Origin of the sequence: Syntrophomonas wolfei subsp. wolfei str. Goettingen G311 (assembly GCF_000014725.1) — a bacterium.
GTDB lineage: Bacteria > Bacillota > Syntrophomonadia > Syntrophomonadales > Syntrophomonadaceae > Syntrophomonas > Syntrophomonas wolfei.
The window spans coordinates 1,710,087-1,725,343 of record NC_008346.1; the positions used below are offsets into that span (position 1 = coordinate 1,710,087).

At 42.5% G+C, this 15,257-nt stretch carries 18 protein-coding genes and 4 tRNA genes; 3 read left to right on the forward strand and 19 right to left on the reverse strand.

The genetic code is table 11. From position 1 onward, the window contains the following. Positions 1–141 precede the first annotated feature (141 nt). From SWOL_RS07710 to ylxM, 11 genes are all read right to left on the reverse strand, one after another. Positions 142–522 (reverse strand): hypothetical protein, encoded by a 381-nt coding sequence (locus tag SWOL_RS07710; protein WP_011640891.1) that lies wholly within the window; start codon positions 520–522, stop codon positions 142–144. Positions 523–657: 135 nt separating this feature from the next. After that, positions 658–1,842, reverse strand: a complete 1,185-nt coding sequence (locus SWOL_RS07715; protein WP_242649314.1) for a CapA family protein — start codon at positions 1,840–1,842, stop codon at positions 658–660. A 52-nt stretch (positions 1,843–1,894) separates the two neighbouring features. Continuing rightward, positions 1,895–2,731 carry a ribosome biogenesis GTPase YlqF gene (gene ylqF / locus SWOL_RS07720; RefSeq protein WP_011640893.1) on the reverse strand — a complete coding sequence of 279 codons (837 nt, stop codon included), beginning with the start codon at positions 2,729–2,731 and terminating at the stop codon, positions 1,895–1,897. A gap of 97 nt (positions 2,732–2,828) precedes the next feature. Beyond that, positions 2,829–3,179: a 50S ribosomal protein L19 gene (gene rplS / locus SWOL_RS07725; protein ID WP_011640894.1), complete on the reverse strand. Its 351-nt coding sequence runs from the start codon at positions 3,177–3,179 to the stop codon at positions 2,829–2,831. Between the two features lie 114 nt (positions 3,180–3,293). Further along, a complete protein-coding gene (locus SWOL_RS07730) occupies positions 3,294–3,872 on the reverse strand; it encodes an RNA methyltransferase (protein ID WP_011640895.1) in 579 nt (192 codons plus the stop codon). Beyond that, positions 3,869–4,603, reverse strand: a complete 735-nt coding sequence (gene trmD, locus SWOL_RS07735) for a tRNA (guanosine(37)-N1)-methyltransferase TrmD (RefSeq protein WP_011640896.1) — start codon at positions 4,601–4,603, stop codon at positions 3,869–3,871. The genes SWOL_RS07730 and trmD overlap by 4 nt, the downstream gene beginning before the upstream one ends. Positions 4,604–4,610: 7 nt before the next feature. Further along, a complete protein-coding gene (rimM, locus tag SWOL_RS07740) occupies positions 4,611–5,129 on the reverse strand; it encodes a ribosome maturation factor RimM (protein ID WP_011640897.1) in 519 nt (172 codons plus the stop codon). Positions 5,130–5,382: 253 nt separating this feature from the next. Beyond that, on the reverse strand, positions 5,383–5,619 hold the full coding sequence (locus SWOL_RS07745; RefSeq protein ID WP_011640898.1) for a KH domain-containing protein: 237 nt from the start codon (positions 5,617–5,619) through the stop codon (positions 5,383–5,385). A 28-nt stretch (positions 5,620–5,647) separates the two neighbouring features. Further along, positions 5,648–5,914, reverse strand: a complete 267-nt coding sequence (gene rpsP, locus SWOL_RS07750) for a 30S ribosomal protein S16 (RefSeq protein WP_011640899.1) — start codon at positions 5,912–5,914, stop codon at positions 5,648–5,650. 130 nt (positions 5,915–6,044) lie between these two features. Beyond that, positions 6,045–7,391: a signal recognition particle protein gene (gene ffh, locus SWOL_RS07755; RefSeq protein WP_011640900.1), complete on the reverse strand. Its 1,347-nt coding sequence runs from the start codon at positions 7,389–7,391 to the stop codon at positions 6,045–6,047. Positions 7,392–7,530: 139 nt separating this feature from the next. After that, complete coding sequence (gene ylxM / locus SWOL_RS07760; protein ID WP_011640901.1) at positions 7,531–7,875, reverse strand: YlxM family DNA-binding protein; 345 nt, start codon at positions 7,873–7,875, stop codon at positions 7,531–7,533. 392 nt (positions 7,876–8,267) lie between these two features. Here ylxM and SWOL_RS07765 point away from each other — a divergent pair, with 392 nt between their 5' ends. After that, entirely contained in the window at positions 8,268–9,122 is an 855-nt protein-coding gene (locus SWOL_RS07765) for a DegV family protein (protein WP_242649396.1), read from the forward strand. 305 nt (positions 9,123–9,427) lie between these two features. Continuing rightward, positions 9,428–9,979: a hypothetical protein gene (locus SWOL_RS07770; RefSeq protein WP_011640903.1), complete on the forward strand. Its 552-nt coding sequence runs from the start codon at positions 9,428–9,430 to the stop codon at positions 9,977–9,979. A 1-nt stretch (position 9,980) separates the two neighbouring features. On the opposite strand, the gene SWOL_RS07775 is transcribed toward SWOL_RS07770, so the two are convergent. From SWOL_RS07775 to SWOL_RS07780, 3 genes are all read right to left on the reverse strand, one after another. Further along, positions 9,981–11,114: an HD-GYP domain-containing protein gene (locus tag SWOL_RS07775; protein WP_011640904.1), complete on the reverse strand. Its 1,134-nt coding sequence runs from the start codon at positions 11,112–11,114 to the stop codon at positions 9,981–9,983. Between the two features lie 74 nt (positions 11,115–11,188). Then, the gene (locus SWOL_RS14340) at positions 11,189–11,416 is read right to left on the reverse strand and encodes a YvyF protein (protein ID WP_011640905.1); all 228 of its coding nucleotides are present in this window, start codon (positions 11,414–11,416) and stop codon (positions 11,189–11,191) included. Between the two features lie 681 nt (positions 11,417–12,097). Next, entirely contained in the window at positions 12,098–13,264 is a 1,167-nt protein-coding gene (locus SWOL_RS07780; RefSeq protein WP_011640906.1) for an HD-GYP domain-containing protein, read from the reverse strand. A 334-nt stretch (positions 13,265–13,598) separates the two neighbouring features. Here SWOL_RS07780 and SWOL_RS07785 point away from each other — a divergent pair, with 334 nt between their 5' ends. Then, positions 13,599–14,051 (forward strand): YaiI/YqxD family protein, encoded by a 453-nt coding sequence (locus SWOL_RS07785; protein WP_011640907.1) that lies wholly within the window; start codon positions 13,599–13,601, stop codon positions 14,049–14,051. 162 nt (positions 14,052–14,213) lie between these two features. Here the strand turns inward: SWOL_RS07785 and SWOL_RS07790 are convergent, their stop codons facing one another. The 5 genes from SWOL_RS07790 to SWOL_RS07810 all read right to left on the reverse strand — a co-directional run bounded on the left by SWOL_RS07790 (position 14,214) and on the right by SWOL_RS07810 (position 15,254). Beyond that, positions 14,214–14,447, reverse strand: a complete 234-nt coding sequence (locus tag SWOL_RS07790; protein WP_011640908.1) for a YkuS family protein — start codon at positions 14,445–14,447, stop codon at positions 14,214–14,216. 247 nt (positions 14,448–14,694) lie between these two features. Next, positions 14,695–14,770: transfer RNA gene (locus SWOL_RS07795), tRNA-Val, on the reverse strand. 6 nt (positions 14,771–14,776) lie between these two features. Then, positions 14,777–14,851: transfer RNA gene (locus SWOL_RS07800), tRNA-Glu, on the reverse strand. 120 nt (positions 14,852–14,971) lie between these two features. Then, a tRNA-Ile gene (locus tag SWOL_RS07805) sits at positions 14,972–15,047 on the reverse strand. A gap of 132 nt (positions 15,048–15,179) precedes the next feature. Then, positions 15,180–15,254: transfer RNA gene (locus SWOL_RS07810), tRNA-Asn, on the reverse strand. Positions 15,255–15,257: the final 3 nt, after the last annotated feature.

Genomic DNA, 15,257 nt, shown 5'->3' on the forward strand with positions numbered 1-15,257 from the left:
ACCTTGGATAATTCCAAGGCCTTTGACCTGGTACAAGAACAATGATTGGTAATAGACTTTAGAGATATTAATTGAGGGACAAATCAGCGCATATTTCTGGTTCTGGCTATCCCCATTTTTATTAGCATGTCCTCAAGGGAGCTAATTCATAACTTTTACATCAATCGACTTAAATGCCACCGCAAGCAAGTCTCCGATCTTTTTTCCACTCTCCCTGAATCTGCTCAAAGGCATCATGGAGCTTATGTAATGCTCTCCCATTGCAATAGTCAAAAGAGCCGTGGATTCTCCTTCAATAACTTTAACGATGCGACCGTTTAAGCGGTTAATAATACCTTGATTGGCCTGATTAAGCTTCCTGGCATCCCTTTCCAGAACAGCCAAAGAACCTCTTTCAGCTTTTCCAGCCCCCGGAGATTTTCCGAAACCATAATACTCATCGTATAATCTACATTCCTCCTCACTTTTTCCACATACCCCACATGCTTCACAAACTTTGCACTCCCAATATAAGTCCTGCATCCAATAAACCTCCTCTAATTGCTTCATATTATACTGCTCTTTATACTGCTATCATTATCATCTATTTTACAATAATCACGTCCCTCAATAAAGACTAAACCCCGCACTTAACCCTGGTAAATAGCGGTATTAGCTCTACTCCCTGCTAAAACCTTCTCCCAGTTGGGACTTGGTTGAAGCCAGTACTGCTTGGAGCAGCGGGAGGTGGTTTTTACTTAAAATTCTCTCCTCACCTTTTTCAATTTTTTCTATGGTATTTTCCACCGGAACTACCCGGAATTTCATTTTGCCTGCTTCTTGATAGGAGTGGGAGAAGGTTGGGGTATATGAGACCTCATCCAAAAGAGTATTTCCACTGGAGAAATCTTTGGTGAATTTCAATTTCAGGACTATGCCGCTATTGCGTTCCTGTCCAATCTGATGGCTGATGAAGTTGCCCATGGAGTAGATTACAAATTTATCCTTCTTAGCTATTCTTATCTTTTCCATAGTCTGAATAACATGGGGATGACTGCCCAATATCACATCCGCACCAGCTTCCAGAAAGCTATAGGCCTGCCTCTTCTGTAAGTCAGATGGCCGGGGATTATACTCCAGTCCCCAGTGCAAAACCAACACCAAAACATCTACCTGGGGCCTGATTACCTTGATATCGGCCAAAATTTCTTTTTCATCCAGGAAATTTATCAGAAAAGAGTATTCATTCGGCAACGGTATGCCATTGGTGCCATAAGTATAGGCCAGGTAAGCCACTTTTACACCCTTAATATCCTTTATCAAGTAAGTATGGCTGTCTTTTTCACTTTTGTATGTACCCAGGGTATCCAGACCTGCCTGCTGTAAAACCTCCAGGGTGCGAATGGCTCCTTTCACTCCGCGATCCAGGCTGTGGTTATTAGCTGTTACCACCAGGTCAAAGCCAGCTTCCTTAAGAGTTTTCGCCATGGCATCAGGACTATTAAAAAGAGGGTAACCGGTATAAGCAGATTCCGGACCAGCCATAGCCGCCTCAAAATTGATTGAGCTATAGTCTCCTTCCATAATCAGATCTCTTACCTCAGGAAAGAAGCTATCAAAACAGTAAGAGCCATCGGCTTGTAGCCCAGACCATATCTGCGTATTGTGCATCAGACAATCACCAGCTGCAGTAAGGGTAATAGTCGCCTTCTTCGGGGTGGGGGTATTTTTAATCTTTGAAACCGGCGAAGCCGTACACTGCTCCACAGTTTCCTGCTGGCCAAGCGTAGCCTGGTATATATAATAAGAGCCCCAACTGCCCAGGCTGATAAATATTAACACTATAGCAAATCGTCTTAACACCAGGCTCACTCCAAACAAATTGACAGGCATGGGGACGGTTCTTTTGCCTGCTTTAGTCCAGGCTGATAGTTCCCAATTTTCCCCGCCGAAATTCCTGCAACAAGACCTGGCAGGTTTTATCCAGGTCGGGTACTCCACCTTTAAGCAGGTATCCTCTCTTTCTGGCTATAGCCGCCAGCATCTCTTCTTCAAGTTGGTTTCCTACATCCAATCCCAGCTTCTCCAGCAGGATTTGTGGGTGTTTATCTTTTAAAATAGAGAGCAAGTAAAGTCCTACCTCATACTCGCTATAAGCATTCTCCCCCACTATATCCAAAAGAGCCAGTTTTAATCCCTGTTCCTCACTTTCAACCCGGGGCCACATCAAGCCTGGTGTATCCAGCAATTCAATATCTTCATGCAACCGTACCCATTGTTTACCTCTGGTTACCCCCGGTTTGGCTCCGGTCTGAGCAATTTTCTGCCCCACCAGACAGTTCAAAAAAGTAGATTTCCCGATATTGGGAACCCCCATTACCATTGCTCGGATAGCTCTTGGTCTTCTACCTTTTCTTTGCAATTCCTCCGCCTTCTCCCGGAAGGCTGATTTTGCCATTCTTAAAACTGCTTGACGACCCTTACCGCTGAGAGAATCCATAGTAGCTACCAGAAAACCCTCCTGCTCAAGAGCTTGCATATAACGACGGATGGCTTCCGGCGAGGCCAGGTCAGCCTTGTTTAATACCATTACAACTTTCTTATTCCGGGCTATCTTCTCTAAATCGCTATTCCGGCAGGAAAAAGGAGCCCGGGCATCGAGCAGTATTAAAGCTATGTCAACCAGTTTTATGTTCTTTTCTATTTCTCTCCTGGCCTTTACCATGTGGCCTGGGAACCAGTTAATAGTCAAGGTTTTTCCTCCTTTTTCTTAAGCTGATTAAGATTTTCTTCTTAACTTAAGAAAAAAGAGAATACCTGCCTGGTATTCTCCTTCGTAACTATTAATCTTAATACCTGCCTTTTTCTTTTACCCGGGCCTTCTTGCCCGTCAGTTGGCGGAGATAGTACAGGCGTCCCCTGCGAACCTTGCCCCTTCTGGTCACTTCGATTCGGGCAATTTTGGGAGAATGCAGAGGAAATGTCCTTTCTACTCCAACCCCAGATGTGGTTCTCCTTACGGTAAAAGTTTGGGACAAACCGGTGCCTCTAATCTTTATTACCGTTCCTTCAAAAACCTGAAGCCTTTCCCGGGTACCCTCCACCACCTTGACATGAACCTTGACGGTATCGCCGGGGCCGAAGCGAGGCAGGTCTTTCTTATAGTATTCCTCTTCGATAGACTTGATTATGTTTTGCATCATCCAACCTCCTTCCAGAAGGTGTTCATACATTTTAGTTTAATGCAGCGGACCACCTTTTTTACACAGAACAAAAATATTTTATCACAGGATACCCATAATCTCAAGAAAAAACTATAGGTTAAACCAGTATTCTCCTAACAAGCGATCCAAAATTATCGATACAGCGCTGCGAACCGACAGGTGATTATAGTTCCGCTTCGCTTCGATGGGTTGTAATATATAATCACAACTCTCCATTATTTCCTTTTGTATTCCCCAACCGGTGCCAAAGAGGAGTAAAAATGATTTCTCTTCATTAAAAACCATGTTTTTCAGCTGGCTATAGCTAATGGTATTGGCATATAATCGAGCATCCGTAGCTACCGTAAAAACCTTTTCTCCATTCATACTCTCCAGGTATTCTTGCACTTCTTCCAAAGTTTCAGCACTTTTTATGATATTGAAAGCATCTTTCCGGTCAGGGTTGTATTGGCCCCCATAACCATCCTGCCAGTAAGAAATAATATCTCTTATCAATTCCTGTTGGTTAGGGGAAGGATGGACCAGAAAAAACGCATCTACATCATAGGTACGCGCTACCCGGGAGATGTCATGCAAATCCAGGTTGGTGATAGAAGTGGTTATTATTTCCATACGCTTGTTATACATCGGATAGTGTAACAGAGCGATGTATACTTTCGCTTTTCTCAACGCTTATTCTCCCTGTGGAATAGTATTTCCTCCAACAAGCTTTTTTCTTCTTCATCAAAGCATTTCTTCAATAAAAGATCGGGGCGTTTCAAGAGAGTACGCAAAAGACTCTGTTTTTTTCTCCAACGCCGGATATTTTCATGGTGCCCGGAAAGAAGAACTTCCGGAACTTCCTGCTCACCATAGCTAGCCGGTCTGGTGTACTGCGGATATTCCAGCAGTGAGCAACTAAAGGATTCTTCCATAGCTGAATTCTCATCGCCCAAAACTCCTGGTATCAATCTAGCTATAGCATCGACCAAAACCATAGCCGGAAGTTCACCTCCGGTTAGTATATAATCACCTATGGAGATTTCCTCATCTACCATGGCCATAACTCTCTCGTCTATTCCTTCATAATGACCACAGACAATGAGCAGTTCCTTCCTTCTGGCTAATTCCCACACCCTGTCCTGGTTAAGCGGCTTGCCCTGGGGAGACATATACAGCACCCATGTATCGGGGCCTTTCACTTCTTCTATAGCAGTTCCCAAGACATTAGCTTTTAAAACCATGCCTGCTCCCCCACCATAAGGGTAATCATCCACCTGTTGCTGCCGATCCTGAGCAAAATCCCGGATATTTGTAATATTGATAGTGATAATTCCCTGTTCCCGGGCCCTTTTTATTATGCTCTCATTAAAGGGAGAGACAAACATCTCAGGAAACAGGGTTAAAATATCTATCTTCATAATTACCTCAATCTTCAATCAAGCCCGGTAAAAGCTTAATCTCCATGCGCTTTTCTTCCAGCTTTACCGCTAGGATAACATCTTTAATAGCGGGAATAAGTATTTCTCCATATTGGGGAGAATCCACTACATAAACATCATTGGCCCCGGTTTCGATTATATCCGTTAACTCCCCCAGCAGGCCCTTTTCTTCATCGTATACAGAAAGTCCCTGGAGTTGGAAGTGGTAGAAATAACCTTCAGGTAAGGGATAAAGTTCACTCTCATCAATCTGCAAAATCCCATTTTGAAAGCCCTGGGCAACTTCCACTGTATCGATTCCACTAAACTTGAATAGATAGAAATTATTATGAGCCTTAAGCCCATCAACAAGGAATGTCCCCAGCTTTCCTCCCTGATTTAGAATAACCTTATCCAGCTTATAAAAACGTTCCGGGAAATCAGTAAGGGGAATCACCTTAAGCCATCCTGCATAACCATAAGTTCCGGCAATTTTCCCAATAGCCACCAACTTATCACTATTCAAGCCATCGCCTCCCGGACTCTATTTTTCATCCAAATAGCTTTTAAGCATCGGAAGAAACTGCGGAGCAGTTTCAACACAGCGCTGCAACGAGGCGGGGATTAGAACCCACCGCCTGTTTTGTTAATAGGAACTTTGGCCGCTTAGCGGGGGACATATTTCACCTCGTTATAAAAGAGATCTAGTCTATGCCCGGTGAATGCCCCGCATCAACGCTAAAGTACTCGCATAATATCAAATAGAAAGGGCTAATAAATTAGCCCTCCTTTACTATTTCTACTGCTACCCTTTTCCCTTCTTTGGCTGCTGTTGCTTTAGTCAGAGTACGAATGGCCTTGGCGATCTTGCCCTGTTTACCTATAACCTTTCCCATATCATCGGCGGCCACCTTAAGTTCCAGTACCGTGGATCTTTCCCCTTCGCTTTCTCTGACCTCAACCTCGTCTGGATTATCTACCAGGGATTTGGCAATATACTCCACCAGTTCTTTCACTAAATTTCCCCCCTGCCTGGCTCTTATATTACTTGCGAATTTCCGCGAAGCGGGCCATAATTCCCTGTTTTTGCAAAAGCGATCTGGCTGTATCAGAAGGTTTAGCTCCACTGGCCAACCATTTAAGTGCTTTTTCTTCATCAATCTTTACTGTCGCCGGAGTGGTAGAAGGATTGTAATATCCCAATTCTTCAATAAATCTGCCATCTCTGGGGTATCTTGAATCGGCTACTACCAACCGGTAAAAGGGACTCTTCTTGGCTCCCATTCTCCTCAGTCTGATTCTTGTTGCCACGTATTCACCTCCTTAAATTAACCTGAAATTTAACAAAAGCGGGATGAGGGATTAATATTCCCAGTAGGATCTTAACACTCAAACACCCCGTTTAGCTTTTCACCACTGCACTGGCCTTCGAACACCCGGGTTAAAACGGAAATCTTATAGGGGGCATTCCCCCTCGTTTTCCTTTTTTCCCGCCAAGGTCGGCAAATTGTTTCATCAGTTTCCTGGATTCTTCAAACTGTTTTAATAAGCGATTTACCTCCTGAACCTTGGTTCCACTCCCCCGGGCAATTCTTTTCTTCCTGCTTCCATTAATGATAGAGGTATCTCTTCTTTCCTGCAGAGTCATGGATTTTATTATGGCTTCAATCCTTAATATCTCTCTTTCATCAAACTCTCCTTTGAAACCCTTCATCTGTTTCCCGATCCCAGGAATCATTCCCAACAATTCATCCAGAGGCCCCATTGATCTTACCTGCTGCATCTGTTCCAAGAAATCCTCCAAAGTAAACTCCTGTTTACGAATTTTCCGTTCCATTTCCCGGGCTTTTTCCTGATCAATATTAGCCTGGGCTTTCTCCACCAGGCTCAGGATATCACCCATGCCCAGTATACGGGATGCCATTCGATCGGGGAAAAAGGTTTCCAAAGCATCAAGCTTCTCCCCCATACCTACATATTTTATAGGGCAACCCGTAACCGCTTTGACGGAAAGAGCAGCACCACCTCTGGTATCTCCATCGAGCTTGGTTAGTATTACTCCGGTCAATCCCAAGTCCCGGTTGAAGGACTCGGCCACATTGACTGCATCCTGCCCGGTCATGGCATCAACCACCAGCAGGATTTCATGGGGATTAATCGCCGATTTAATCTGTTTCAGTTCATCCATCAGTTCTTCATTGATATGCAGCCTGCCAGCAGTATCTAAAATAACTATGTCTCGATTTTGGCTACGGGCATATTCCAGGGAAGCCCTGGCAATATCCACTGGATTTGATTGGCCCATGGAGAAAACGGGTATTCCCACCTGCTCACCTAAAACCTGCAACTGTTTAATAGCAGCCGGGCGATAGATGTCACCAGCAACCAGTACCGGCCGTCTTCCCTGTCTAAGCAAATTGCGCCCAAGTTTAGCCACCGTAGTGGTTTTCCCAGCTCCTTGCAGTCCCACCAGCATATATATTGACGGGGGTTTGGCAGCAAGGGTTAATTTACTTTCGCTTCCCCCCATCAAAGCCGTCATTTCATCGTGAACAACCTTGATAATTTGCTGCCCCGGGGTCAGGCTCTGCAGTACTTCTTGCCCAATAGCCCTCTGCCGAACCCGTTCCACAAAATCCTTGACCACTTTAAAATTGACATCTGCCTCCAGGAGAGCCAGGCGTACTTCCCGCATAGCGGTTTTTATATCTTCTTCACCTATTTTGCCTTTTCCACGAAGCTTTTTGAAAATATCCTGCAGTCGATCTGATAAACCTTCAAATGCCATGGTATCGCTCCTTTTAAGCATCGGAAGAAACTGCGAAGCAGTTTCAACACAGCGCTGCAACGAGGCGGGGGATATTAGAACGCACCGCCTGTTTGTAAATAGGAACCCAACCGCTTAGCGGGGGACATATTTCACCTCGTTATACTAATTCCATTATTTCATGGAGGATTTCAATAGCTTTTTCTATCTCTTTCTGCTCCAGACAGCCTGTCTTTTTCAATAAAGTATAGATCTCTTCCAGTCCCCGGCGGGTAAATATGAATTTATCAACCAGTCCCAGCCTCTCTTCATATTCCTGTAGTGCAGTTTCAGCTCTTTTGAGCACATCATAAACTGCCTGACGACTGGTTCCCCTGTTTTCTGCAATTTCGGATAAAGACCAGTCATCTTCATAATAAAGACTCATAAGATCCTGCTGTTTTAAAGTCAGCAAAGGTCCATAAAAATCTTTAAGCATAATCATATGTTCTGTTTTCTCCAGCATAGCAACTCTTCTCCTTCGTAAAGGGAAATTGCTTTACACAACAATATTACTTATATTGTTTGCTGATGTCAAATATTTATTTAAGCATCGGAAAAAAATACGGAGCAGTTTTAACACAACGCTGTAACGAGAAGGGGGATTAGAACCCGCCGCCGGTTTTGTTAAAAGGAACTCAACCTCCTAAAGAAACTGGGGACATATTTCACCTCGTTTATATTTTTTTGCCCAAACTACTAAAAATCATCTACAATATGCTTAGTATTCTTTAATAGTTAAAATAATTAGCTTACTTTTGCTAAATGCTTTAGTTTCCTCCGGCAACAAGCGCTTCATAAGAGCTTAGGGCTTGTGGAAATGCCTTATTGGCAACCAAATCAGAATTTATGAGGGAGATGAATATTTTGCAAGAAAAAATAGCCCTGCTATGTGATAGCATGTGTGACCTGCCTCGCGGCTTTATTGAAAAATTTAATATCAAGGTTATTTCCGCCAGAGTAATCTATCCCCAACAAGAATATATCGACCGGGTGGATATTCAACCCGAAGAGGTTTATGCCCGTATGCCTCAGGAAATTCCTACCACGTCTATGCCACCATTACAAGAAATCAAAGAGATCTTTGAAAAAATTCGTAGCGAAGGCTTTACTCATGTACTGGCTGTTCACATCTCCAGCGGGCTTTCAGGAACCTCTCAGGCCGTCAAGCTTATCGCTAAAGACATTAAAGACATGAAAGTAGAAGTGATTGATACCAAAACTCTATCCATGGGAACCGGCTGGTTGGTGCTGGACGCTGCCCGCAATATTGCCAATGGATGGAGCTTTGAGAAAACACTGGAAAACCTGAAGAAACTGCAAAATAAAATGCATCTTTATTATGTTATTGAAACCTTGGAATACCTGCGTCGTGGTGGAAGAATCGGGCTGGTTGCCAGCATGCTGGGAGAATTTTTGCATCTGAAACCTATCATCTCGGTTAACTTAGAAGGAAAATATTTTACCTTCTGTAAAGCTAAAGGACGAAAAAAATCCATAGAGAAACTTATTGAACTGGTGGAACAATCCACGAAGGACAAACCCTTTAACCTGGCTATTCTGCATGGGGGGGCCAAAGCGGAATGTGAAGCTATTTTAGAAAGACTGCGTAATCTTCCCAATCTTAAGGAAGTAATAACTTCAGATATTAGCCCGGCACTCGGAGTACACACTGGACCAGGATTACTCGGTGTGTGTTTTCACGAAGTTTAGTTGACGGAAGGCGGAAGACGACGAACATTAGTTTTGCGATTGTTTAACTATTGCTTAACTATTGTATTAGTAAAGTAAGGGGATTAATTTAATTCCTACTACATCTTACTATTTAAGCCCCTACTAACTCAGTGGTTGCAGCCTTAGGGCTTAGTACCTGGCTATTCAAATGGAAGGATTTCGGAGCGGTATTATATACAAGCAAATAAATATTGGTATTTTTTACCCGGGATTAATTTTGGTAATTGTAAATTTTTGGTATTTGTCTTATACTATGATTACTAAATTATCCGGAGTGAAAATATTTGCCGAAAAGAATTATTTGTTTGCTAGTGATAACTATAGTTTTAACCTTTGCCCATTCTACAGCACTTTCCCGGGATAGGCAAAGCATTTCCCTAGTTTATTATCCTGTAAACCAGGGCTCAAATGAAGTTCAGCAAGCTTTTGTGGCCATGGTCAAAGATTTTGTAATCTACTCTTCTCTACTTGAAGATGTAGATTCGTCTTCAGGTTATTTAATTAGCCTGCATGCCAAAGATAAAGACGAAGCAATAAACTTTCTTTCCTTTGGATTTGAACCTCAACTGGCTTGCGATATAGTTGAGGCTTATACACAATGGATTCCGGGTATAGATAAGCTGGTGATTGTTCCCTGCGATGGTATCCCTGTTTTAACTCAAGCGGACTATAATGAATGCAGTTTTTACCAACCAAACTATAATAGCATTATTTTTCGACGCTCTTATTCCGGGTGCTACTCGGAACAGGACTCCTATATTTTCACAGTTCACCTTTCTTATGTTGACGAATCCTGGAAAATTGAAAAACTTGAACTGCTAGAAAGTTCAGATTAAATCAACCTACACAGGATCCTGTCCTCGCTTCATTCCTCTGCGTATAAATCTTGGAACGAACAATGTCGGTCTCTTCATTGCTTAGTCTCTTAAGAATACTAATCTCAGTAGATTTTTGCAGGTTAATTTCAAAGGGCGGGTGTATTAAATTGTAATCACGGTCACATATTACATGCACCGTAGGACGCGTGGAATTAATCCGAGTAACTGATGTGACTAAAGCAATATGTCCCGTATTAAGACTCAAAAGGCAGCCAACAGGGTATAGGGCTATATTTGATGCAAATGCTTCAACAATTTCCGGGTCGTAATAACTATTAGATAGCTTTCTTAGAATGATAAGAGCTTCAGTAGTAGAGTATCCCTTTCGAAAAGGCCGGTCCGAAACTACCGCATCAAAAGTATCCGCAACTGCAACAATTAAGGCGTATTCTAGGATTTGCTTTCGATCCAACATGCGGGGATAACCAGAGCCATCAACTCTTTCATGATGCTGGTAAGCAATATGCGTTACCTTGGTCGGTACTTCCCGGTAAGTTCTTAAAATATTAAAACCGATTTCGGGGTGTTTCCTAATTTGTGCACTTTCGCTTTCTGTTAGTTGACCACTTTTATTAATAATAGCCGGGTCAATCATAATCATACCTATATCATGGAGCAAAGCTCCTAAGCCGATATCTATCACTTTTCCTTCTGTATATCCCATAGTTATAGCTGTCATCATTGAAAATATTGCTACATTGATTGAATGAAAAAACAAATAATCATCATGAGCTCGAATATCTTCCAATTGAATAAGCAGATTATGGTTGCTTAATAAATCATCAAGTAACATGGTGACAACCATTCTTAAACTTTTTAAATCCAAAGTTTTTTTAGTCGAATAACTTTTTATCGAATTGCTCAAGGTACTTGAAACAGCAGAAAGAACCTGGTTGGAAATTACCTGGGGTATATCAATATCAGCCAACCCATCTTTGATATAGACTGATTTAAACCCCAATAATCGCAGTCTTTCAATGTATGCTTCTGAAAGCTGGGAATTCTCAGTTAACAGAGCCCTCCCATCAGATCCTATTACAGTCCTGGCTATTACCATTCCCGGTTCTAATTCCTCCATCGGCACCCTTTTCATTAAACATCCCCCTTAAAAGATAAAATACATGCAATTCATTTCTCTTGCATGTCCGAAAAAGACAACTTGAATATTTACATATGTACGAATCGTCCCTCCCGTATGAAGCTAAGAACTATTTCCTGTTTTACCCCGGTCTCTCGCACCACATCAATAAGGCTAACACCAGGGTTGTCTCTAATAAAATTGCGGACAATACTATATTCCTGTTCTACAAGTCCAGCACAAACCGGACATAATACCTGTTTTGAGTTAGAGGTAAAGAGCTGCTTACATTTAGGACAATTACGTATTTCAGCCATAGGTATCTCATCCCTTCATGTTTTAGTGTATTTTGAAATAAATTAGCTATCGATTATTATCCCTAATCAAATAAGTTAAATTAAGTTATTTCCGTTTTAAGCATCGAAAGAACTGCGGCGAAGTTTTCAACACAGTGCTGCAACGAAGCGGGGATCAGAACCCGCCGCTTTTTTGTCAATAGGAACCCGACCGCTTAGCGGGTGACATATTTTACCTCGTTATACGACTTGGTTCGACATCCTTTAATATAGAATAACCTAAAACAAAAAGTATTACGCCCTCCTATGGTCCCATATTGTATGGGACTTTTTAGCCCATTTAGGATTACTGTCCTTCCCCCGAGAGCTTGTTTTTAAATAATTTTGTCCTAACTCAACCCCGGGACTTTTATCCACTTTAAACTATATACGCTGTTTAAAAATAGCTAAGGGAGGTAAGCAAACAATCTTTGCTACCTCCCCCTCACTTCTTCGCTCAATTACTTAGCGATAGTGGAAACTAAATTTTAGCATCGGAAGAAACTGGGAACAGTTTTTCAACACACGCTGCAACGAAGCGGGGAATTTGAATCCGCCGCCTGTTAATAGGAACCCGCCGCTTAAATAAGCAGGGCACATATTTTACCTCATAGCTACTTCAACCAGTTACTTTGTGGAAACTACTTTCTTTAATAGAGTAAATTATAAAACTGCATAGCTCTTTTCGTTATTAATCTTGGGGCTCTTATTTTGGCATTCTATCTTCTGACCGGCAATTTTGGCACGAACAACTTCAGTTTCTTCATAACTTAGCCTTCTTTGAATCTTGAATCCCTTTATTTCCTGAAGGTTGAGCTGGAAGGGTTTTTCAATAAAGTTCAAATCGTGGTCCAAGGTCACATAAACCACCGGAGAGAGAGAATTAATTTTGCTAACAGAGGTAACCACAGCGATATGACCAGAATTGAGACTTACAAGACAACCAATCGGATACATGGCGATGTTAGTGGCAAAGGCTTCAACAACTTCCGAATCAAAGTAAGTATTAACCAATCTTCTTATAATCAGCATAGCATCCGTTGAAGAGTAACCCCGGCGAAAAGGACGGTCTGAAACAATGGCATCAAAAACATCTGCTACTGCTACTATAGAAGCATATTCCAGGATTTGTTTTTTGTCCAGTTTTCGTGGATACCCAGAACCATCAAATCTTTCGTGGTGTTGGTAAGCAATGTGGGCTACTTTGGTCGGCACTTCCCTGTAGGTGCGTAAAATATTAAAACCGATTTCCGCATGTTTTTGAATTTCTTCTCTCTCCTCGGCAGTTAGTTCTTTTTCCCGTGCTGATTTAAAAATAGCCGAGTCAATCATAATCATACCTAGATCATGCAGCAATGCTCCCAATCCCAAGTCCACAAGCTTTGCTTCCGGATATTCCATACTCAAACCGGTCATCATGGATAGAACAGCTACGTTAATGGAGTGAAACAAAAGGTAGTCATCATAGGCCCGGATATCTTCCAGATGGATAATAACATTCCTATTAGTCACTATATCTTCCAGCAATAGAGATATCATCTTACGAAGCTGATTTATATCCAGAGTCTTTCTAGAGGTAAATGTTTTAAACATACTATTTACATTGCTGGAAACAGCAGTTAGCACCTGGGCAGAAATAACTTCCGGTATTTCAATATCAGCTAAACCATCTTTAATGTAAACTGAACTAATTCCTAATTGTTGCAATCTTTGTATATAAGTTTCATTCAAGCGCGTATTCTCGGTAAGCAGAGCCCTACCATCTGCTCCAATTATAGTCCGGGCAATTACCATACCGGTTTCCAGCTCTTCCATAAATACTCTCTTCATAAGCCTTCCTCCTCAAATCCAGGAGTACTTAATACAGCTTTAGCCTGCTTCTTAATTCTTTAATTCAAGAATAACACAAGCGTCACAATATATCCTCTTACCAAGAGCGCATTTTGTATAGGACTTTGGTGTAAATTTAAAATATTTCATATAATTCTAAGGTTATTTTATGCTTTTTAAGGGATATATTCTCTTCCGCTTGCTTATTTTCCCATGTACAATTTAGATATATGCTGCTAATTCATGAAATAGCAGTTAATACCTTCAATGCTGGTGGCGATATGAAAGCTTCGATATAGCTATCCAGCTTAGAAACTAGCTTAAGGAGTAAAGAATGAAGATTATAGTGGATGCCGATGCCTGCCCCAGACCGGTTCTGCAAAGCTGCCTTGAATTAGGTCACAAGTATGATGTTCCCGTCTGGACAGTAGCCAGCTTTAATCACCATATTGAATCTGATCATCACATAGTGGTAGGAAATGCTTCCCAGGAAGCTGATCTTAAGGTAATAAACTTAACCCAACGGGGTGACATGGTTATAACTCAGGACTGGGGGCTAGCAGCCATGGTTCTGGGTAAGGGAGCCCGCTGCCTCTCCCCCATTGGCCGTGAATACCGTAATGAAAACATGGACTTCCTCTTAGAAGAAAGAGAAATCAAGGCTAAATTACGCCGGGCTGGTGGTCGGACAAAAGGCCCCAGAAAGAGAAGCGTCGAAGATAATTTACGTTTTCAAAGAAGCCTGGAAAAATTGTTGCTAGCTATCCCCCCACACCCCCACCCTTAATAGCGATCGCAGGGAGCACCAGGAGTCCCCGAAGGGTACAACCTTAATAGCGACCGTAGGGAGCATCAGGAGTACCCATAGGGAGCAGCCTTAATAGCGACTGGCACTTAAGCATGTATTATACTGGGTTAAGCAGATATAATTTTGGTTGCAAGTGCCGGGTCACCTCGAAATACTGTCCCAAACTTCTTCTGGAGTTTTTCCCCGTGCCTCAATAACTGGAGCCACCGTTACAATATCTTGCATCCCCATCAGGTTCTTATCCAGGCCTGATATAACCACTGCGTCCACAGGGATATTCCACCCTGAACCAATATCAACCACCAGGCAACCGCGAGCTTCAAGATACTCTTTTATTGGAGTCAGATTATTCTCTACCGCAATAACCTTTTCCATTTTCTACACCTCACTTAAAAGTCATAAGTTTTAATTATTATGCTTTATCTATAGGGGGTTTATGTAAAACATACTCATAAAAAGAAAAATCAATTACCCACCTCAACTTCTCTTCCTGCTTTTCGTTCTCTGAATTTTTTATTACTTGGAGCAGTTAGTTGTTAGATTTATACCCAGTTCATACCATCCGCTGGCATTCAGCTTCCCCAATGAAAAAAACCGCGATATTTCGCGGTTTTTGCTTCAATGGTGGGCGATGACAGGCTTGAACTGCCGACCCCCTGCTTGTAAGGCAGGTGCTCTCCCAACTGAGCTAATCGCCCTGATTATGGTGACCCCTGGGGGACTCGAACCCCCGTTACCGCCGTGAAAGGGCGGTGTCTTGACCGCTTGACCAAGGGGCCATATGCGCGCTCATATCCCAATATGCGCTGTTTGCGGGATTCCTGCTTTTTACCAGTATCGTCCTCCGACTTCCGACTTCCGCCTTCCGTCTTCCGACATCCGTCTTCCGACTTCAGTTATGGTGGGCCTACCAGGACTCGAACCTGGGACCAACCGGTTATGAGCCGGTAGCTCTACCAACTGAGCTATAGGCCCGGAATGCCGGTAAACCCCGCAAGAGTTAGTATATAAAAAATCCTGACAAAGGTCAATAGTAAACTTATTACTAGCAGATTTTTTTCAAGTAAAAAGCGGTAACTTGAAAAGGGTTACCGCTATATTTTACACTGGCTCCCCGAGTAGGATTCGAACCTACAACCCTCCGGTTAACAGCCGGATGCTCTACCGTTGAGCTATCGAGGAAAA